Consider the following 20,932-nt stretch of genomic DNA (forward strand, 5'->3'; position numbering starts at 1 on the left):
ACGGCGACGGGTGTTGGATATCCGGCCACCACCAATGTCGCTGCCACCGCACCACACGTATCGCTACGACCGCGCCGACCAAAGCCAGCACCGCCCGCAGCGACTGCCTCGACCTTCCCAATTGTAAAAATGCAATCGGGGCCCCACGGTCGAGGACTGCAGCTAGGCTATCGAATAAACGAATATTCTGCCAAGCCAATTCGAGATAATTTTGGAATAACAGCCGGTTAATAAGATGTACGCCAAAAAGGGGAAGGTATTTTCCGGGATATGCGAGTGCCGAAACACCCCATTCCGTGTGTGGATATATCCTATCAAACCGGCCCTATATCGGGCGCGTTAGCGCCCGACTGTGTCCATAAAATGTTGCAGCACCTTATCGGCCTGAATTTCCGTGCAGATCGTGTTGGAGCGACGACCTGTCCACGCCGGGTGACCACCCTTGCGGCTATCGGGCCACTGCGCCGTCTGACCTGCGGCCAGGCCATCGCGGATCACCACGATCGGACCAGTACGGGTTTCAAACCATTCCGGGAACAGGGCGTAGGTCACTGCAACCATGTCATGGCCAACCACGCCATCGATGTCCATCACGGCCTTGTAGAAACCAGCATAGAGCTGCGACACGTCACGAATGAACTTGCCGTTGTCGCCGCCCTTTTCAGCAACCACGTCAAGCATCTTATCGGTAACGATAATATCGTGCGTGACATCGAGCCCGATGACATGCACCGGCCATTCTGCCGCAAACATTTCGTCGGCCGCCACTGGATCGCCGCAGATATTGGCTTCGGCCAGCGGGGTCATATTGCCCGAACGGCCCTTATAGCCGAACGCGCCGCCCATGATGATGACCTGTTTGGTCAGCTTGGCCACTTCTGGGTCCTGACGCAGCGCCAGAGCCAGATTGGTCATACGGCCAACAGCAATAATGGTCACTTCGCCTGGATACTTGCGCACGGTATCGATGATGAACTGGGTCGCCGAAACCGGCGCCAGACCAGATTCGTCGACTTCCGGCAGCTCCACATCACCCAAGCCGTTCACACCGTGAATAGCGGCAGGCTCTTCCTTGTAGACGCCGTCCAGCGTTTCGCCGGCGCCGCGCGCGACCGGAGCAGAAATGCCAAACATTTCACGCAGTACCAGCGCATTACGGGTCGTCGTCGCAATGTCGGCATTGCCCACAACAGTGGTAATGCCCAGAAGTTCGAGTTGTGGCAGCTTGCTGATATACAGCAGCGCCATAGCATCATCGATGCCTGGATCGGTGTCGAAAATGACCTTCATGCCATTAGTCCTTTGTGTCTGAGGCTGGTGTATAGCAAATATCGGCGTCCCCCTAGTACATCCCGCTTGACTATGAACCATTTTTGACCAAACGATCAAAAATACGTTCGTCTGACTTGGGAGGGTCATGATGCGTTTCGGGTATAAGGCTTCGGCAGAACAGTTCGGGCCAAGCACGCTTCTCGATTTTGCTGTCGCGGCCGAAAAGGCCGGATTTGACTCCGTCTTCGTGTCTGACCATTTCCAACCGTGGAAACACACGGACGGCCACGCCCCTTTCGCTCCGGGCTGGATGTCTGCGGTTCTCGCTCGCACCGAGCGCATTATCCTGGGTACCTCGGTGCTCACCCCCACCTTCCGCTTGCACCCGACCGTTGTCGCTCATGCCTTTGGCACTATGGGGGCGATGTTCCCCGGCCGCGTCATTCTCGGGGTTGGCACGGGTGAAGGTCTCAATGAAGTACCTGCCACCGGCATGGAATGGCCAGAGCTGAAAGAACGTTCAGCCCGCCTACGCGAAGCAGTCAAGCTCATCCGCACCCTCTGGACCGAAGATCGCGTCAGTTTTGAGGGCGAGTATTACAAGACCGTCAACGCCACCATCTACGACAAGCCTGCCGAACCTGTGCCGATTTACATCGCAGCTGGCGGTCCGCTGAATGCCAAATATGCCGGCCGCGCTGGCGATGGTTTTATCTGCACCTCCGGCAAGGGTGCAGATCTCTACACCAAAGAACTGCTGCCCAATGTTGAAATTGGTCGAGGTGAAAGCGAACGCGCGGCAAAGCCCTTTGAGCGCATGATCGAGGTGAAAGTCTCCTTTGATCCAGACGCGAACCGCGCTCTAAATGATTGCCGCCATTGGGCCGCTCTCGCCCTCTCCGCTGAAGAAAAGCACTCGGTGCAAGATGCCGAGGAGATGGAACGCCTCGCAGATGCCCTGCCGATTGAGCGTGTCGCTAAGCGCTGGATTGTGTCTTCCGACCCCGACGAGCATGTCGAGCAGATCAAAACCTATATCGACTATGGGTTTGATCATCTGGTCTTCCACGCCCCCGGCCCAGACCAGCATCGCTTCTTGGATCTCTATTCGAAAGAAATTCTCCCTCGGTTGCGGAAACTGGCAGGCTAAAAATGGCAAGAATTTCGGCTTGGGGGGTCCCCGGAATTCCTGAAATCATCAAGGGCGACGACCTCGTCGCTCTCATCGGGAAAGCATTGATCGAGCAGGCCGTCGCAGAGCCAGATTGTGCCGTGCAAGCTGGTGATATTCTGGTCGTCACCTCCAAAATCGTGTCGAAAGCCGAAGGCATGCAGGTGCCCGCGCAAGACCGTGAAAGGGCTATCGCCGAAGATACAGTGCGCGTCGTCGCCGAACGTATTCATCCCGGCGGCGTGACTCGGATTGTCGAAACCCGTCAAGGTCTCGTCATGGCGGCCGCTGGCATCGACATGTCCAATGTCCCTGAGGGCATAGCCCTTCGCCTGCCCACCGACCCTGACGCCTCCGCCCGCACCCTTTGTGCGGGACTGCGCGAGACATTTGGCTTTGATCTCGGCCTCATTATCACCGACACCATCGGTCGCCCTTGGCGAGTTGGTCAGACAGACCAAGCCATTGGCGCGGCAGGATTACAGCTCACCGACGATTTGCGGGGTGCCAATGACGCCAATGGGCGTCCGCTGCATGTCACTCAGGCCGTCATCGCCGATGAGATCGCTGGCGCTGCCGACTTGGTGAAAGGCAAAACCACCAATATCCCGGTCGCCATCGTGCGCGGCCTTGGCCACTTCGTCCGCGATTTGGACACGCCTGGCGCGCGAACCCTTACCCGAACGGGCGACGATGACATGTTCCGCTTTGGCTCCGCCGAAGCCTATCGGCTCGGCTATCAGGCGGCTCTGGCAGAGCAAAACACGTCGCCTCGTCCGAGGCGCAGAGCGCGTTCGGCGGAACCGGATGCAGCGACCTCCCAAAGCCCACCAAAAGCAGAAAACAGGTCCAGCTCCCACAAGGGAAATGCACTCTAGCTCACCGCTCTCCGCAGGAACCGTCGCATGCGTACACTTATGTTTATTGCCACTGCGGCCGTGTTCAGCGTCCCGGCCCATGCCCAGACGATCTATCCCCTCACCGTCGAAAACTGCGGCGAGACCATCACAATTCCGCAAGCCCCCGAGCGCGTCGTTACCATCAAGTCGACCGCAACCGAGCTTCTACTCTCGCTTGGCCTAAGCGACAAAATCGTTGGTGTCGGTTTTCAAGATGCTCCGCTCCCAGCGCATCTCTCTGGGACGCAGCTCAATGTTCTTGCTGATGCGCTGCCCAGCCAAGAAGTGGTTCTCGAAGTCGAACCAGACTTTATCTATGGCGGCTGGGAGAGCAATTTCACCGCCGACGGCGCGGGTGAGCGCTCAACTCTCACTAAGCTTGGCGTCGCCAACTACGTCGCCCCCGCAGCCTGCCGGAGCATTGCTCCCCCCAAACTGACCTTCGACGACCTCTTTGCTGAAATCACCGAAATGGGCAGCATTTTTAATGCCACCTCCGCCGCCAATGCTCTGATCGCAGAACAAAAGTCGACCTTCGCGAGCATTACGCCCGACACACGTGGCCTGACCGCCGTCTGGTATTCCTCTGCGACAAAAACCCCTTATGTCGGAGCCGGCAACAATGCACCCGCCATGATGATGGAAGCTCTCGGCCTCACAAATGTCTTTGCCGACATCGCCGAAGGCTGGACCTCTGTAAGCTGGGAAGCCGTTGCTGATGCCAACCCGGACATCATTATCCTCGTTGAAACCCCTTGGAACACTGCCGAGCAGAAGATAACTTTGCTGGCGGAGAACCCGGTGACCAAGGAAATGGATGCGGTCAAAAACACCCGCTACCTCACTCTGCCCTTCCCCGCTGCGGAAGCTGGTGTTCGGACCATCCCCGCGATTGCTGACCTGTCTAAGCAGCTGTCGAACCTCAGCATACCATGACATATTGGCCGCCAATAAATGACGTCAGCGCATCGGAAGAGAAGAACACAGAGGGGGCACCATGACCCGAATGTCGCTCCCGCTTCTCGTTATCCTGACTCTCTTGGGAGCTATTGTCGCAATCACCATCGGCCCAGCCGACATCACCCCAAGTGATGCGCTTGCCGTTATCGCCTATAAGCTCGGCCTTCTGCCCGAGAGCCCACTTTCAGCCCTCCGCACCGCCATTATCTGGGACCTTCGCCTGCCCCGCGTGCTTGCCGCCATAGGCACCGGAGCGGGCCTAGCCTTGGCAGGAACAGTGATGCAGGCCCTCACCCGCAATCCATTGGCTGACCCCTATCTCTTGGGCCTCAGCTCGGGCGCCGCGCTTGGCGCTGTTATCTTTATGCTGCTGGGGTGGACGCTGGTTCTGTCCTTCGGTGCGTTCATCGGCAGTCTTGCCGCGCTAACCCTCGCGCTTACAATTGCCAAATTGCTTGGCGGCACCACACCGAGCCGCGCCATTCTGGCGGGCATCTGCATCTCGGCCCTAGCAACCGCTGCCACCTCGTTCCTCATCTTCTGGTCCGCAACAGGCGATAGCTATCGCGAAATCCTAAGCTGGCTGATGGGCTCCCTTGCCGGGACCACGTGGTCCGAAACCGGTCTCATCTTCGTCGTGCTCGTCGTGTCCGTCCCAATCATTCTGCATGCTGGTAAAGCGCTGGACGCCTTTGCCTTTGGCGATATCGCTGCCGCCAGCCTTGGCATTGATGTGCCGCGCTTGCGCTTTTCCTTGCTAGCCGTCACAGCCCTCCTCACCGGCATCATGGTGTCGATTGGCGGCGCTATCGGTTTTGTAGGTCTTGTTGTTCCCCATGTCGTGCGCCTTGCAACCGGGCCACGCCACCGTCTTTTGTTGCCCCATGCCGCCCTCTGCGGCGCAGTTTTCATGCTGTGCACCGACACGGCCGCCCGTACCCTCTTCGAGCCGCGCGAGCTGCCGGTGGGCATTATTACCGCTCTTCTCGGCGCCCCGATCTTCCTAGTCGTGCTCATGCGCTATCGGAGGCTGACATGAGTTTGGACGTTCGCCAGCTCACTGTTGCCCATGGCGGCAAAACCATTGTTTCCAATGCTAGCTTGACAGCGCCCGCCGGAGCGATCACCGGCCTCATCGGCCCCAATGGTGCGGGCAAGTCAACACTGCTCACTGCCATCCTCGGCCTTACCCCTGCACGCGGCACCGTTGGCTTTGAGGGCTCTGACCTTCACGCCATGCCGCGACACGAGCGCGCCAAGATTGCTGCCTTTGTGGAGCAGTCGGTTTCAACTGAAGAGCGGCTCACCGTTGCCGATGTCGTTGCACTCGGGCGCATTCCACATCAGCCCGCTTGGGCAAGCGCCCTTTCACCTCAAGACGAACTCATTGTCGGCGCTGCGCTAAGCGCAACCGGAATGACGGCGTTCTCCGCTCAGAGATTTCATACTCTTTCAGGCGGGGAGCAGCAGCGCGTGCTGATCTCACGTGCCCTAGCCCAAGCACCGCGCCTCCTGCTGCTTGATGAGCCGACCAGTCACCTCGATATCAAGGCACAATTGCAACTGCTGACACTGCTGCGGCGCCTAGCGGAGAGCGGCATGACAATTGTCTTGGCAATTCATGATCTCAACCACGCCGTCCGCTTCTGCGACCATCTGGTCGTCATGGACCATAGTAAAGTTATCACCCAAGGCAGACCCAAAGAAATCATCACCGATGATCTTCTGCGCACAGTCTACGGGGTGAAAGCACATCTTCAAAATGGCGATCACATCAGCGTCTTTTTTGAAGATGTCTCCGACAGTTGGAATTGAGATTGACAAACCACAATTAGAGCATGAAAAATTTGATCATCTGGTCAAATTTATTGCTGGCAGGGAGCGCGGGGGAATAAATGGAATTTGGCATTACATTTAAGGGCTTTATAGAACACGAGCGGGCACGATATCTGGTCCGTGCGGCGGAATATGCCGGGTTTTCCTACTGCTGGTTTTACGACAGCCACATCCTCTGGCGCGATTGCTACGCCGCTATTGCCATGTGCATGGAACACACAACGGACATGCGCTTCGGCCCACTGGTGACCAATCCGGACGTGCGCGACTGGTCCGTCGCTGCCTCAATTTTTGGCTCTCTCGCCAAACAGTCCGGCGGTCGGTTCGACCTCGCCGTTGGCCGTGGTGACAGCTCCATGCGCGTCATGGGCAAAAAGCCCGCCACCCTCGCCCGCGTTGCCGAATTTATCGACAAAACAAAGGCTATGGTGCGTGGCCAAGAAGTTCACTACGGCGAAATCCCAGCGGCTGTGAAGTTTCCGTGGGCGGTCGGCCATGACATGCCGAGCTGGATCGCTGCCTATGGTCCGCTGGCCCTCAAGACCGCTGGCGAAAGCGCCGACGGCGTTGTCTTACAGATTGCCGACCCCGGCCTCTGCAAGTGGTTTACCGACCAGTGCATCGACGCTGGCAAGGCCGCAGGCAGAGACATGAGCAACTACCGCTCCATGGCCGCTGCCCCGGCCTATTTCGGCGACAAGAAGCGCGCTATCGAGAAGGTCAAATGGTTCCCGGCCATGGTCGGCAACCACGTCGCCGACATCGTCGAAAAATATGGCTCTGATAGCGACAAAGTCCCGGCAAGTCTGACCAGCTACATCGAAAAGCGCCGCGGCTACGACTATTCCAAGCATGGTCAAGCCGATAACCCATTCCTCGACTTCATCTCCGATGACGTCGTTGAGAGCTTTTGCGTGCTCGGAGAGCCCGACGACCACATCGCCAAGATCCGCAAACTGGAAGACGCTGGCGTGACCCAGTTCAACATCTATCTCGACAGCGGTGATGAAGAAGAAATCATCGCCAACTACGGCCGTCACGTCATCCCGGCTTTCCGCTAAGAAGCTCCCCTGCGCTAGGCCACGTCTAGCGCAGGACCTTTCTCGGTCTGTGCGAACCACGCAACGGTGCGCATCAATCCCTCATCGAGCGCAATTCTTGGCCGCCACCCCATAAGTTCTTCCGCACGCGAAATGTCTGGGCGACGACGCTTTGGATCATCCGCTGGCAATGGAGAATAAACGAGCCTGCTCTGGCCGGGGATAAGTTGCGAAACTTTCTCTGCCAATTCCGAAATCGTGAACTCACCGGGATTACCCAGATTGACCGGCGCCTCCGGGTTGAGCTGGAGCGCCATGAGACCGCACAGGCCCGCAACAAGGTCCGACACAAAGCAGAACGACCGTGTTTGTGTCCCGTCGCCGTAGATGGTCAGGGCCTGCCCAGCAAGCGCCTGAACAATAAGATTGGAAACAATCCGCCCATCGTCCGCCCGCATGCGAGGCCCGTAGGTATTGAAGATGCGAGCGACGCGGACGTTGGCCTTGCCCAAACGCAGATAATCAAAGCAGAGGGCCTCTGCGGCGCGCTTGCCCTCATCATAGCAAGCGCGCGGACCAGTGCAGTTTACATGCCCGACATAGTCCTCACGCTGAGGGTGAACGTCTGGATCGCCATAAACTTCGCTGGTGGAGGCCTGCACCAAGCGCGCGCCGTTTGCTTCGGCCAGATCAAGCAGGTTTTTGGTGCCTAGAACGCAGGTCATCATCGTGCCGATTGGATCGGCTTGGTAGTGCGGAGGTGAAGCGGGGCATGCGAGGTTATAAATCTCATCGAGGCGATCGTTGATCATCGGCAGCGAACGAACGTCACCCTCAATCAGCTTGAACCTAGGGTGGTTTTCTAGCGCCGCAATATTTTGTCGGCGTCCGGTCTGGAAACTATCGAGACAAAGAACCTTTGCGCCCATCCCCAGAAGGGTCTCGCACAAATGCGAGCCTAGAAACCCCGCACCGCCAGCAACCAAAATTGTCTTCGGCTCGGTGCGGTCTAATCCACTCATAAAATAACTCGTTGCCAGCTCGAAAAATATGCGCCGACCATAACGGCATAAGGCCCGCGCGCAAGACTATTGCCCATAAAAAAAACCGCCCCATAGGGCGGCTTCTTATTTGATTATTCAGCCGGGGTCGGCTTGGTCTCTTCTTCGCCGTGGTGCCCATCATCCGGGCCCTTTGGCATGAAGCGGCGGGTGAAGGCGCTGAAGCTATCGATATAGGTCAACAGCACAGGCACCACCAACAGCGTCAATGCCGTCGAGGAGATCAAACCGCCAATAACAGCGTGTGCCATCGGTGCGTTCTGCCCGCTGCCTTCGTGCAGGCTTAGAGCCAGCGGCAGCATGCCAAAGATCATGGCCAGTGTGGTCATGATAATTGGACGGAAACGGGTAACACCGGCCTCCACGAGCGCTTCGTAGAGGTTCATGCCGTCTTTGACGTGCTGGTTAGCATTGTCGACCAGCAGAATAGCGTTCTTCACCACAAGACCCATCAACATGATGAAGCCGATTGCAGAGAACATATTCAGCGTCGAACCGCCAACGAGCAAGCCGACCATCACCCCGATCAGAGCCAATGGGAGCGAGCCCATGATCGCCAGTGGCTGCAAGAAGCTGCCAAACTGGGACGCCAGAACGAGGTAAATGAAGATCACAGCCAGCAGCAAGGCCGAGCCAACCGAACCCATGGTATCGGCAATCTGCTCAGCTTCACCACCAAAGCCACTACGGTAGCCCACTGGGAACTCGATCTTGTCGATCGCAGCCTGGACCTGCGGAATAACGGTCCCCAACTCAACGCCTTCAAGGTTGGCTGAGATGGTTACGCCACGCTGAAGATCCTGCCGGTTGATAGTGGCCGGGCCATTGCTTTCAACGACTTCAGCAACCTGACCGAGCGTGATCATTTCCTGGGTGCCGGTGCCGGTTTGTGCAATCGGCAGATTGCCGATGGCTTCGATGTCATTGCGCAGGCTTTCTGGCAGACGCACGACAACCTTATAGACCTGACCATTTGGCGCGACCCAATCCGATACGTCTTCACCCGAGATCAGTGGCCCCAAGGTTGCAGCAATCTGACCAAGCGAAACGCCGAGGCTATCGGCGAGCTCGCGGTTAATCTGAATGCCGACAACGGGCTGGGCTTCATCAAGCGAGGAAGAAATATCGATCAGGCCAGGAATCTGGCGGAGATCCTCCATGAAGCCATCTGCGAGACTTCCGAGCACTTCAAAGCTGTCGCCATAAAGAGTGACGGACACCGGCGCTGTGCTCGGGCCCATCATCGAGGCAACGGCAACTTCGAACTTGCTGCCTGGGATCGCCTGCAGATCACGACGCAGCTTAGGCATGAAGTCAGCAACGCTAATATCACGCTCCGCTGCACCGACCAGAGTGACGGTCATCGTGCCAACATTGGCGCCGTCCGCAGACATACCACCAGCGATAGTGGAATATGTACGCTCCACTTCTGGGTGGGCACGAACGATCAGTTCAGCCTGACGGAGCTTGCTTTCGGTATACTCCTTAGAAGAACCCGACGGGGTTTCCACCTTAACGGTAAAAATGCCGTTGTCAGTCGCCGGAACGAATTCGACGCCGACCCGTGGGAACAGGGCAACAGCACCAACCAGCGACAGCAATGCGATCAGCAGCACTGTCTTGCGGCTCTTGAGACCCCAACGAATGAGGTGACGATAGCCTTCGGTGATGCCTTCGAACCAGCGATCAAAACCCTGAATGGCACGACCAACAGGGCCACGCTTTGCATTGGGGTTCGAGGCCGGATCATACCACACGCTCGACATCATCGGATCGAGCGTAAACGCTACGAACAGCGAGATGAGAACGGCAACAGAAACGGTGACACCAAACTGCAAGAAGAACTTGCCCATGATGCCGTCCATGAACGCCACCGGCAGGAACACCGCAACGATGGAGAGCGTGGTGGCCAGAACAGCCAGACCGATTTCATTGGTACCATCAAAAGCCGCCTGACGGTGGCTCTTGCCCATGTGCAGATGGCGCGTGATGTTTTCACGAACCACGATCGCGTCGTCGATAAGAATACCAACGGCAAGCGATAGCGCGAGCAGGGTCATGGTGTTGAGCGAGAAGCCGAGGAAGCTCAGCGCCACCATGGTACCGATGATCGAAATCGGCAGGGTCAGACCGGTAATGATGGTCGAACGCCAGGAGTTCAGGAACAGGAAGACGATGACGACGGCGAGAACCGCGCCTTCAATCAGCATGTTCTGAACGGCATGGAAGCTGTCTTCAACGGGCTTAGCGTTGTCGACCACAACCTCGATATTCACTTCGCCGTTTGGCAGTTCTGTCGCCAGAAGACGATCAATGGTCTTGCGAATATCGGTGGCAACGCCAACGGTATTGGCACCCTGCGTCTTCAGAATATTGATGGCGAGAGCGGGTTCACCATTCAAGATCGCCAGAGAGTCTGTCTCGCCAGTGCCATCTTCAATGATTGCAACGTCGCGCAGCGTGACCGGCTGACCACCTTGGTTGCCCACGGTGATGTCGTAATAGTCCTGCTGGTCTTCAATGCGACCGAGAACCTGGATCGAGCGCACAATGCTGTTTTCAGTGATCGAGCCGGCAGCCAGATCCTTATTGGCCGCCTTGAGCGCATTGATAACAGCCGCGGGGCTAATATTGTAGGCGCTGAGCAGGTTTGGATCGAGCTGGATGTTAAGCTGACGTGGCGTGCCACCGACAACAGTCGCCGAACCAACACCATTAATGTTGGACAGGCGCTTGACGATGATCTCTTCGGTCAGAGCCGTTAGGTCACGAGCCGAGAGCGTATCCGAGCTGACCGCAAGGGAAAGCACCGGCAATGCCGACGGGTCAAAGCGCAACACCTGCGGGTCCATCGCGGCCGCTGGGAAATTCGCCTTGATCGGATCGATCTTGTCGCGAACGTCCTGCGCCTTTTGCTGCGAGTTCGCTTCAAGGTCAAACATCATGATGACCATGGCGCGGCCAGGCTGCGCAATCGACTGAACCGTATCAAGGCCAGCAATGGTGTTGACCGCGTCTTCGATCGGCTCGATCAAATCCTGCTCAACCGCTTCCGGCGAGGCCCCTGGATAGGAGACCACCACCGCAACGACTGGCAAGTCGATGTCGGGAAGCTGCTCAACCGGCAGCCGTGAATAAGAAAAGATACCAAACACCAGGATCGCGACCATGATCATGGTCGTGAAAACTGGGTTGTTTACGCTTATGCGCGTTAAGAACATTGGTTATTTCCCCACGAGTTCGTAGGTATCGCCAGCCGAAACTTCCGACAACGCTGCTGCGATAACGCTTTCGCCAACGGTGAGGCCTGTGACCTCAACGATGCGACCACGGTCCCACGCTGCGCCGACTTCGATAGCCTTGCGCTCAAGTGTGCCATTATTGAGAGCGAGAACAAACTCGCCATCAGCATCCTCACGCACTGCTGCTGTCGGCAGCGCTATCGCATCTGGCTTTTCAGCGACGGTCACTTCGCCCACGGCGAACATGCCACCACGCAGGATGCCATCGACATTGTTAATCTCGATGTACATCGGCACGGTCCGCGTGCCTGCTGTAGCGACCGGATTAACGCGCACAACCTTGCCTTCAAAGGCCTTGCCGCTCACGCCATTGACCGACACAGCAACTGGCTGGCCAGCGGTGACGAGTGCGCTAGAGTTGACCGAAGCGGACGCTTGGAACTCCATCGAGTCAAGATTCACCACAGTGAACAATGGTGTACCTGCGCCAATGATCTGACCGGGCTCAACGCTACGAGCGGAAACCACGCCAGAGAGTGGCGAGCGCACAGTGGCGTTGTCGAGTGCGATCTCAGCCGCTGCGACACCATTTTCAAGCGCTGCTAGATTGGATTCCAGAGCAGCAGTGGCCGAACGGGCCTGCTCAAGAGCCGAAGGGCTCGTCAGCCCCTGACGAGCCAATTCTTCCGTGCGCTCCAGCTGCTGACGGCTGTTGGAGAGCTGAATGCGGGTGGCTTCCGCCGTCGCACGCTGCTGATTAAGCTGAATTTCGAGGGTAGCGCGATCGATTTCTGCGAGCACGTCACCTTCATTCACAGCGTCGCCTGGGCTTACGGTGACGGAAAGAACACGACCCGACGCCTGCGCGGACACGCTCGCCTGATGACCAGGGACAAGTGACCCGGTGACCTTGACCGACTGCTTGAGGGTTGTCGGCGCGATCTCCACAATCTCGGTCGGGATCAGCTGCTTGGCAACGGCGGTGGTGTCCTCAACCACTGCGGGCGCCTCTGGCTGTGGGCGAGTGAGCATAAACGCTGCGCCCCCGACAACGATAACGCCAAGAACGGCCCAACGAAGAACCTTTTTCTTCGGCTTGAGCCCCTGCGCGATGCGCTCTTCGTTCATTTTATCGAACTTGCTTTGCGCCCATTCGGGCTTCTTATGTGCGTCCGTCATGTCGGTTCCTTTCGCGGCGTGGCGTCGTTTTGCAAGTCGCCAGCCCAGTAGGCAAGAATATCTGCAGATTTTTCGTATAGTTTATGGAGTTCGAGAACGCGTATTGCGGCCGCTGCGTCCTCTCCCTCAATTCCTTTGGCGCAGGCCATTATCCTGCTCGCATTGCGTCGAGCTTGCGTCGCCATGCGTTCCAACATGTGTTGATGAAACGTCCCGTCGACAAGATAGTAGTCCTGACGATCACCGGAGTGCGCCACGCGCCGGATCATCCCGCGTTGAGTCAGTTGCCGAGCATTGGTGCTAACACTTGCTCGACTGACGCCCAGACGTTCGCTTATCTGCGCAAGACTCATCTCCTGTCCCTCGGCGACGAGCAGTCCGAGCACGCGCCCAGAGATGCGTGCATCACCATGCTCCTGAGCCATCAGGCCCATTTCTTCGATGAATGCGTCGATTGCGGACACGGGACACCCCTATCGTTCAGTCCCTACTAAACGATCTTTACGCCGCAAACAATCAATCCAATTGCATTGCTGCACCGCCTGCGACGCATCGCCACAAACTGATACGAGTGGGAACGGAGAACAGATCAAGTCGTTCACTACTAAAGAACGGAGATAGTTGATGACTACAGTAACGACTGTTCCTCATGTCGACCTCAATCGTTATTTGGGCCGCTGGTATGAGGTGGCCCGTCTGCCCCTGAAGTGGGAAGATCCCAAAGCGACCGATATTACCGCCAACTATTCTCTTAACGAGCGCGGTACAGTGCGCGTGGACAACCGCTGCTTTGATGAGGACGGAAAAGCCAGCCAATCGATTGGTGAAGCCAGCGTTCAAAACGACGCCAACAGTCAGTTGAAAGTCACCTTCCTGCCCGAGTTCATCCGCTGGCTGCCTTTTACCAGTGGCGACTATTGGATTATCAAGCTCGACAGCGACTATCAGCATGCCCTAGTCGGTACGCCGGACAATAAGAACCTCTGGCTCCTATCCCGCTCTGCGCACATAGAAGACAACGTCAAAGCAGAATATCTCCTTGAAGCTCAGCGCCAAGGGTTCGACCTTGACCAGCTGATTGTCCCGCGTCACACGGGACGCGAAGTGACCGACGCGCAGATCGAAGCCGACAAGCATAACTAGGAACGAACTAGACAGGTCGCACGCCCTAACCCCCTACAAGCAATCAAAGAATTCACTGCAAATATTACGTACACCATTATCGAAGCAGACGCGGCTGCTGTATTTTGACAAATACATCGGATGAAATAGAATATTTTGTAGAATACTGGCGAGCGACTGATCGTAGCGTCGAGTAATTTCTACAGCGCGATAGCAACGTCTGACGATGAAATTCGAGCGTCCATACAACGCAATAGAACTCCTCATCGCCTGCGCATGCTGAGATTTCGGGGGGAATCGAGTGCAGAAGAATAAAGCCGGAAAAGCCTCAAGTGAGTCACTCACCCAACAGGCCTATCACCGCATCAGCCTAGATATCCGAAACTGCACCCTACAGCCGGGTTCAGAAGTATCTGAAGGCGAAATTGCCGACAGTTTGGGAATGAGCAAGACCCCAGTGCGAGAAGCTCTGGGTCGTCTTGCACTCGAAGGTTTTGTGAAACCTCTACCGCGCCGCGGGTATCAGATCACGCCGCTGACTATCGACGATTTGACCGAACTATTCGAAATCCGCGGCATCCTAGAAAGCGCGATTGTCGAAGACATTATCGAACGCATTTCGGATGAAGAGCTAGACGCGCTCGAAGCGCTCGCCCACGCCAGCCGCGATCCGGCGCAGGTGCAAACGGCCAGCGATATCATCAACACCAATCGCGCGTTCCATCTGGCTCTCGCAAAGGCCCATCAGAATAAGCGTATTTTCACGATTGCTGAGCATCATTTCGATGAGATGGAACGATATTTCCACCGCGGGGCACGGTTGCCAGAGCTTAGCCGGGACCTGAACGAAGATCACGTTGCTATCGTTAATGCACTACGCAAGCGCGACTTAAAGAGCGTCCGCAGCGCCATCATTGAACATAATTTCGAGACCCACAACCAGGTGCTCAGCGCACTGGCGGCGCCTCGCTTGCGACGCTCAATGGAAGACGTTGCGATCCGCCCCTAGGAACAAGCCCAGAACCGAACCGCGTCAGAGCCTTAGGGCTCCGCGCGGCCGAAGTGCTCTACGATTTTCTCAACAATAATCCGCGCGGTTTGATCCTTACCGGCTACACCCCAATCTTCGACACCGTCGCGTGAAACGCGGTGAACATGATTGCTATCGCCGCCAAACACCCCTTGGGCGGGGGAGACGTCATTGGCAAAGATCCAGTCTGCACCTTTGCTCGACAGTTTACGCTGGGCATTCGCAATCAGATCTTGGGTTTCGGCGGCAAAGCCAATCACCAGTGCAGGCCGCGTCGCGTGATGACCAATCGTAGCCAGAATATCTGGGTTTCGCACGAGGCGAATAACCAGCTCCTCCTGGCCATCCTGCTTTTTCATTTTCTCGTCGGCGACGCTGGCGGCACGCCAATCTGCAACAGCAGCAGCGAAAATGGCACCATCTGCCGGGAGCGCTGCCTCGACAGCATCGAGCATTTCCGCAGCGGTTGACACCTTCTTGACCTCAGCACCTGCGGGGGCTGGCACAGAGACAGGACCGGAGACGAGGGTGACGCGGGCGCCTTCCGCCAGGAGAGCGGCGGCGATGGCATGGCCTTGCTTGCCCGAAGAGCGATTGGAAATATAGCGCACTGGATCGAGAGGCTCTTCTGTTGGGCCAGACGTTACCACAAAATGACGTCCCGCAAGAGCCGAGCTTGAAGCTACGAAGATGGATTGGGCCGCAGCAAGAATTGCGAGCGGCTCAGACATGCGACCAACGCCCGCCTCATGGCTCTCCGCCATTTCCCCACTTTCAGGACCAACAAACTGGTAGCCGTCCGCCTTGAGTGTCGCAACATTGCGCTTAACAGCAGCATGATCCCACATCTTAGGATTCATGGCTGGCGCAATGAGCACTGGGCCGTCGGCAGCAAGCAGAATTGTCGACGCCAAATCGTTTGCAATGCCATGAGCGAGCTTGCCCAAAATGTCGGCCGTCGCGGGGGCAATGATGATGAGGTCAGCCTCACGCGCTAGGCGCACATGGCCAACATCCATGCCCTCAATCGGGTCAAAGAGTTCGGAAACGACAGGCGTCCCACTCACCGCCGCCAGGACAGTTGGCTGAATGAAGTTCTTTGAGGCCTCTGTCATGGCACAGCGAACCACCGCTCCAGCCTCACGCAGGCGGCGGACGAGATCGGGACTTTTATAGCTGGCGATACCACCGGTAACGATCAGCAGAATGCGCTTACCGACCAAGCTCATGCGTGTCCCCTTGTTCCGGCGATAGCGAAGCCGCGTGCCTCTTGATCGGCAAACAGCATCCGACCACGGCTGATATCAATATCGTAAACTGCGATCTCAGCCTCGCCCAGAGTTGAAATCAGATTGTCCGGCTGTTCTGCGTCCGGATAAGCAATGCCGGCAACACCACTTGCTGGCAGTTCGTTTTGTCCGCCAACGGGATAGGCCCAATCGCTGACAGCGACATGAGCGGTTTGCTCGAAGGCCCGAGCAATCATGGCATGCTTCCACCGCGCTCTCGCCATATCGGGTGTTGGTTTGCGGCTCACCGAACTGGCCGTAACAAACACAATATCGGCGCGCTCCTGGAAACGCATAAAGGTGTCTGCATGGAAAAAGTCAGCGCATATGGTGACAAAGCAAGCGACACCGTTGAGGACGACATGAGCGCCACCATTGCCACGACCCGCTCCATGGTCCCGCTCGCCGAAATAGGGATTGGCCTTTTCGTATGAAGCAAGGACCTCACCGTCCGGCGCAACTACAAGCCCTTGATTAACAAGGTGATCTTTCGCATCGCGAAAATGACTGCCACCAATGATGTGCGCTTGATAGCGCGAAGCCAATTCCACCAGCGCATTACGGTATTGCTCGATGGTCAAGCCGAAACCAATGAGCTCGGGCAGGACAATTACATCAGGGCTCTCTAGTCGCGGGCGATGCGTATCGAGCAGTCGCGTGACATAAGTGAAATTGTCTTGGGCAGTTCCCCGCACACTTGGCTGTGTCAGCACCACACGCATTGTATACTCCTCGACACCGTCGCGCCGCTACGCTGACGCGCCCTAAGTGTCGAGTGTCATATAGTGGCTTAACGGGCCAGCGCCTACCCTTCGCGCCACTCACACCAAGCTTCTGGCACAAGCAGGCCCTAGCCAAGGGTTCATGCAAATTACGGAAATTCCACTGTGAGAAATTCGTAAGTTATTCCCCGTGGGGACTAGCGGAGGTCTCTAAAACCCACTTCGACAAACCACAATAAAACCGAATCCATCAACAATAAAAACAACAAAGTTAGAAATTTAACGCAATAAATCTAACAAAAGTACATGGTCGATATTTTGTACTATTTACTATATAGGCGACATTAACGGAAAATATCAGTCAACAACACGAAAGAGCCAACTCTCGTTCACCGAAAAACCGTTCACCATTCACGCCCTACGCCGGCTCTGGGAGTATGCTCATTGTCGTATTCCTGTCCAACACTGCCGGATCGAACAGCGCTCGTTCATGACTGGATGCCGGTTATCGGCGGCGCCGAGCGCGTTCTGGCCGAAATGATCGCCTGCTGCCCACAGGCAGATGTGTTCACAGTCTTCGACTTCCTGAACGCGACAGACCGCTCCGAACTGTTGGGGAATGCGCGCGTGACCGCAAGCGGCCTCAATAAATTGCCCAAGGTCCAGCACTACTACCGCAATCTTTTGCTTGCGGCGACGCGGGCCATCGAGCGCTTCGATGTCTCCAAATATGACCTCGTTCTGTCGTCCAGCACCGCCTTGGCGAAAGGCGTTATCACCAACTCAAATCAACATCACATCGCCTACATGCATTCGACGACGCGCTATGCGTGGGATCTGACGCATGATTATCTGGCGACAATCAAAGGACCACTTGCCCCGCTCCGACGCTTGATTGCCCATGAAATGATGCATCGCTATCGCGTCTGGGACATGCGAACCGTGAGCAGTATAGACCACTTCATCGCAAATTCCCGTTTCACCCGCGAGCGCATTTGGAAGTTCTATCGACGCGAAGCCGAGGTAATCTACCCGCCTGTCGATATCGACAAATTCCAGCCCGGTGCGAAGCCACGCGAAGCATTCTACCTCACCCTCTCTCGCCTTGTGCCCTACAAACAAATCCCGCTGATGATTGAAGCCTTTGCCGGCACCCCAGAGCGTCAGCTCGTGGTGATTGGCGACGGACCAGATTTGGGCAAGATCCAGCGCATGGCACCAGCCAATGTTACAATCTTGGGCTATCAGGCCACGGAAGTCGTGATTGACTATCTACAGCGCTGCCGTGCCTTCATTTTCGCGGCGCAGGAGGATTTTGGCATTGCGCCTGTCGAAGCGCAGGCCTGCGGCGCACCGGTCATTGCTTTCGATGGCGGCGGTACGGCAGAAACCATTCGGGGGCTCAATCGCTCACAACCAAGCGGGGTCCATTTTGACCAGCAAACCGCGTCGAGCCTCCGTCGCGCAATCGCCCAGTTTGAAGAAGCCGAAGGCAGCATCAGTGGCGCGAACTGTCGGGCACAGGCAGAGCGGTTCTCATCGCGACGCTTCCACACCCAGCTTGTGGGACACGTTCTCGAGCTCACTCAGACCGCATCGCGGCGAACAAAAACGCCGGCATGAGCCCGCTCGCCCTGCCCTTTTCTTGGGTTGTGGCGGGGCTGACGGTCATCATGGTTGGACTGCTTTACAGCGGTAGAGCGGACGTCGTGCAACTTGGCTTTTTACCCGTTGTCGTAGCGCTGGGTGCATGGGCCTATATGACGTCCCCGTACAACAGCTTCATTGGGCTGGTTCTCGCCTTATGGCTTTACGCCCCCATGATGCGACGGATCATTGATTGGCAATTAGGCCGAACGGACGCCAGTCTTATCATCATCGCGCCATACATAATCACCGCAATAGCCCTACTCAGTGGCGCCAAAGCGCTGCGCATGATCTCCTCTCACGAGGCCGGTGCGTTGTTGACCTATTCGAGCCTCATCTGCTTTGGCTGCCTCAATGGCGTTTTGCGAGGCTATGGCGCTGCCGCCATATTTGACTGTCTCGCCTATCTCGCCCCCATGGGCTTTGGTCTGCATTTGCTCGCAGCGAGGGACCATTTGAGCTCAATACGGCAGCGGATCGTCAGACTTTTGATCCTGCATGGACTGGTTGTCTCAGCTTATGGCGTCATCCAGTTCGTTTATGTTTTGCCGTGGGACGCCGAGTGGATGCGGGAAGCGGCCATTCAATCCATCGGCCAACCTTTGCCGTTTTTGGTACGAATATACGCCACCCTAAATGCCCCGGGGATACTTGCCGTTTTTCTGATGGTGGCGCTGCTGCTTACCACGTTCAAAAAACCGCAAGCGTTTGTGGTGCTGGCGGTGCCAACTGCGCTCTGTCTCTGGCTGACCTTAGTGCGTTCGGCCTGGGGTGGCGCTGCACTAGGTTTCGCCATTTTGCTCGTACTGAGCCCCATAAGGATCAAGTTCGATGTGCTTGTTGGCGGGCTGATCTGCGCCTGCCTACTGATCCTGGGCGCGAGCACCTTGGATGTTCCCAGCGTGTTGCTCAGCCGAGTGGCGACGATCTTTGGCCTTACGGACGACGACAGTCTTTGGGCGCGCCTCGCCATTATTGGCGAAATTGTCCCGACAGTTCTGGCCAATCCCTTAGGCTATGGCCTTGGCTCTACGGGTATTTCGACCATCGTCGGGCAGCAGGACGAGAATACATTTCCGATTTTCGACAGCGGATTTCTGGACATTACCTACACCTTAGGCTGGGCGGGACTGGCCATATGGATGCTGCTGGGGTGCTGGCTTTGGGCAGCACTGCATAGCGCACTGGGCGCGCCACAATCGCTGCCCTTCACTGCAGCGCTTTATGCCCTTGTCCTGCAGATGGTGTTCTTCAACATCCTGGTTGGTTTGGCTGGGGTGCTATTTTTTACATTGCTGGCGTTGGCACTGCCGTCTCGTTCGGGGGAGAGCCAGACCGAATGAAAACCATCCAAATCGGACTTGAATGGCTTTCTGACCGCGCGGGCGGATTGCCGCGTTATTACAATGAATTATGGCGAGCGTCCGATGGATTATTCGGCTTTGCCGGCATGGTCCTCGGGACAGACAATGTCGACAACGAGAGCCGGGGCGCCATTGTGGCTTTCGCTAAGCGTAAAGCTAGTTTTGTGGCGAAAGCCATCGGCGCAAGGCGCTGCTTTAGGGCGCTAAAAGCCACCATAGAGCCGAATGTAGTTGCCAGTCACTTCGCGCTTTCAACGCTTCCTGTGCTCGGCCAAATCGACACTCCCTTGGTCAGTCATTTCCATGGCCCTTGGGCGTTAGAAGGCATCGCGTCGGGACAGAACCGGGTTCAGGCGGCGCTCAAATTCCATATTGAAAAACAGGTCTACAAACGAACAGACCGAGCGATAGTTCTATCGAGTGCATTCGCGGACATCTTAGAAAAAACCTACAAGTTTCCACACTCTAAGATCGACATCGTCCCCGGAGGCGTCGACATTTCGCGCTTCAATTCGAGCACAAGCCGCCGTGAAGCCCGCGAGATTTTAGGCTGGAGCCAGAGCCGGTTTATCGCAGCCTGCGTGCGGCGATTGGTGCCGCGCATGGGCCATGCCACCGTGCTCGCTGCTGCCGAAATTCTCAGATCCAGGGCCCCTGACGCTGAAATCAAGCTGGTCGGGAGTGGCCTCTTGGGCTCCAGCCTAAGCGCGGTAATTAAAGCTCAAGAGCTTGAAAACAATGTGCAATTAACTGGCCACGTCCCAGACGAGAAACTTCCTTTAGTCTATCGAGCCGCAGATATCACCCTTGTGCCATCTATCGCTTTGGAAGGATTTGGGCTTGTGGTTCTGGAGTCGCTCGCCGCGGGCACGCCGGTTGTCGTCACAGATGTTGGCGGGCTTGCTGAACTGATGCTGCCATTCGCCCCGCAACTCATTGTTCCAGCAGCGCATTCCAATGCATTGGCGGATGCCATCACCGCCGCGATGCTTAGTCAGAATTTGCCAAGCGCCTCAGAATGCCAAGCGTATGCCGCCGGTTTTGACTGGCCCATAATCGCGCGTCGGATCCGAGACGCCTACGGGCTCGCGCTATGAC

18 protein-coding genes are annotated in these 20,932 nt (G+C 56.6%); 11 read left to right on the forward strand and 7 right to left on the reverse strand.

Going from position 1 to position 20,932, the window contains the following annotated elements:
- Positions 1-339: 339 nt before the first annotated feature.
- Complete coding sequence (locus tag JHL21_RS08980; protein ID WP_200213070.1) at positions 340-1,290, reverse strand: nucleoside hydrolase; 951 nt, start codon at positions 1,288-1,290, stop codon at positions 340-342.
- A gap of 130 nt (positions 1,291-1,420) precedes the next feature.
- Here JHL21_RS08980 and fgd point away from each other — a divergent pair, with 130 nt between their 5' ends.
- The 6 genes from fgd to JHL21_RS09010 all read left to right on the forward strand — a co-directional run bounded on the left by fgd (position 1,421) and on the right by JHL21_RS09010 (position 7,199).
- Complete coding sequence (gene fgd, locus JHL21_RS08985) at positions 1,421-2,422, forward strand: glucose-6-phosphate dehydrogenase (coenzyme-F420) (RefSeq protein ID WP_254081997.1); 1,002 nt, start codon at positions 1,421-1,423, stop codon at positions 2,420-2,422.
- Positions 2,423-2,424: 2 nt separating this feature from the next.
- Positions 2,425-3,321, forward strand: a complete 897-nt coding sequence (gene cofE / locus JHL21_RS08990; protein ID WP_200213072.1) for a coenzyme F420-0:L-glutamate ligase — start codon at positions 2,425-2,427, stop codon at positions 3,319-3,321.
- A gap of 27 nt (positions 3,322-3,348) precedes the next feature.
- Positions 3,349-4,278, forward strand: coding sequence for an ABC transporter substrate-binding protein (locus JHL21_RS08995; protein WP_200213073.1), 930 nt, complete (start codon positions 3,349-3,351; stop codon positions 4,276-4,278).
- A 61-nt stretch (positions 4,279-4,339) separates the two neighbouring features.
- Entirely contained in the window at positions 4,340-5,341 is a 1,002-nt protein-coding gene (locus JHL21_RS09000) for an iron chelate uptake ABC transporter family permease subunit (RefSeq protein ID WP_200213075.1), read from the forward strand.
- Positions 5,338-6,117 carry an ABC transporter ATP-binding protein gene (locus JHL21_RS09005; protein ID WP_169195955.1) on the forward strand — a complete coding sequence of 260 codons (780 nt, stop codon included), beginning with the start codon at positions 5,338-5,340 and terminating at the stop codon, positions 6,115-6,117. The genes JHL21_RS09000 and JHL21_RS09005 overlap by 4 nt, the downstream gene beginning before the upstream one ends.
- 80 nt (positions 6,118-6,197) lie before the next feature.
- Complete coding sequence (locus JHL21_RS09010; RefSeq protein WP_200213076.1) at positions 6,198-7,199, forward strand: TIGR03842 family LLM class F420-dependent oxidoreductase; 1,002 nt, start codon at positions 6,198-6,200, stop codon at positions 7,197-7,199.
- Between the two features lie 14 nt (positions 7,200-7,213).
- On the opposite strand, the gene JHL21_RS09015 is transcribed toward JHL21_RS09010, so the two are convergent.
- The 4 genes from JHL21_RS09015 to JHL21_RS09030 all read right to left on the reverse strand — a co-directional run bounded on the left by JHL21_RS09015 (position 7,214) and on the right by JHL21_RS09030 (position 13,124).
- Positions 7,214-8,200 carry a UDP-glucuronic acid decarboxylase family protein gene (locus JHL21_RS09015; RefSeq protein ID WP_200213077.1) on the reverse strand — a complete coding sequence of 329 codons (987 nt, stop codon included), beginning with the start codon at positions 8,198-8,200 and terminating at the stop codon, positions 7,214-7,216.
- A 113-nt stretch (positions 8,201-8,313) separates the two neighbouring features.
- Positions 8,314-11,460, reverse strand: a complete 3,147-nt coding sequence (locus tag JHL21_RS09020; protein ID WP_169195958.1) for an efflux RND transporter permease subunit — start codon at positions 11,458-11,460, stop codon at positions 8,314-8,316.
- A 3-nt stretch (positions 11,461-11,463) separates the two neighbouring features.
- A complete protein-coding gene (locus JHL21_RS09025) occupies positions 11,464-12,660 on the reverse strand; it encodes an efflux RND transporter periplasmic adaptor subunit (RefSeq protein WP_200213078.1) in 1,197 nt (398 codons plus the stop codon).
- The gene (locus JHL21_RS09030) at positions 12,657-13,124 is read right to left on the reverse strand and encodes a GbsR/MarR family transcriptional regulator (protein WP_169195960.1); all 468 of its coding nucleotides are present in this window, start codon (positions 13,122-13,124) and stop codon (positions 12,657-12,659) included. The genes JHL21_RS09025 and JHL21_RS09030 overlap by 4 nt, the downstream gene beginning before the upstream one ends.
- Positions 13,125-13,284: 160 nt before the next feature.
- Between JHL21_RS09030 and JHL21_RS09035 the strand changes: the two genes are divergently transcribed.
- Together JHL21_RS09035 and JHL21_RS17980 are read left to right on the forward strand one after the other, a co-directional pair.
- Entirely contained in the window at positions 13,285-13,803 is a 519-nt protein-coding gene (locus tag JHL21_RS09035; protein WP_200213079.1) for a lipocalin family protein, read from the forward strand.
- A gap of 280 nt (positions 13,804-14,083) precedes the next feature.
- Positions 14,084-14,791: a GntR family transcriptional regulator gene (locus tag JHL21_RS17980; RefSeq protein ID WP_200213080.1), complete on the forward strand. Its 708-nt coding sequence runs from the start codon at positions 14,084-14,086 to the stop codon at positions 14,789-14,791.
- 32 nt (positions 14,792-14,823) lie between these two features.
- Here JHL21_RS17980 and coaBC read toward each other — a convergent pair whose 3' ends face one another.
- Both coaBC and JHL21_RS09050 read right to left on the reverse strand, forming a co-directional pair.
- A complete protein-coding gene (gene coaBC, locus JHL21_RS09045; RefSeq protein WP_200213081.1) occupies positions 14,824-16,041 on the reverse strand; it encodes a bifunctional phosphopantothenoylcysteine decarboxylase/phosphopantothenate--cysteine ligase CoaBC in 1,218 nt (405 codons plus the stop codon).
- The gene (locus JHL21_RS09050; RefSeq protein ID WP_200213082.1) at positions 16,038-16,823 is read right to left on the reverse strand and encodes a carbon-nitrogen hydrolase family protein; all 786 of its coding nucleotides are present in this window, start codon (positions 16,821-16,823) and stop codon (positions 16,038-16,040) included. The genes coaBC and JHL21_RS09050 overlap by 4 nt, the downstream gene beginning before the upstream one ends.
- Positions 16,824-17,267: 444 nt before the next feature.
- Between JHL21_RS09050 and JHL21_RS09055 the strand changes: the two genes are divergently transcribed.
- The 3 genes from JHL21_RS09055 to JHL21_RS09065 are packed head-to-tail and all read left to right on the forward strand — an operon-like array spanning position 17,268 to position 20,931.
- On the forward strand, positions 17,268-18,446 hold the full coding sequence (locus JHL21_RS09055; RefSeq protein WP_200213083.1) for a glycosyltransferase: 1,179 nt from the start codon (positions 17,268-17,270) through the stop codon (positions 18,444-18,446).
- Positions 18,443-19,813, forward strand: a complete 1,371-nt coding sequence (locus JHL21_RS09060) for an O-antigen ligase (protein WP_200213084.1) — start codon at positions 18,443-18,445, stop codon at positions 19,811-19,813. The genes JHL21_RS09055 and JHL21_RS09060 overlap by 4 nt, the downstream gene beginning before the upstream one ends.
- Positions 19,810-20,931: a glycosyltransferase family 4 protein gene (locus tag JHL21_RS09065; protein WP_200213085.1), complete on the forward strand. Its 1,122-nt coding sequence runs from the start codon at positions 19,810-19,812 to the stop codon at positions 20,929-20,931. The genes JHL21_RS09060 and JHL21_RS09065 overlap by 4 nt, the downstream gene beginning before the upstream one ends.
- Position 20,932: the final 1 nt, after the last annotated feature.

Origin of the sequence: Devosia sp. WQ 349K1 (assembly GCF_016595685.1) — a bacterium.
GTDB lineage: Bacteria > Pseudomonadota > Alphaproteobacteria > Rhizobiales > Devosiaceae > Devosia.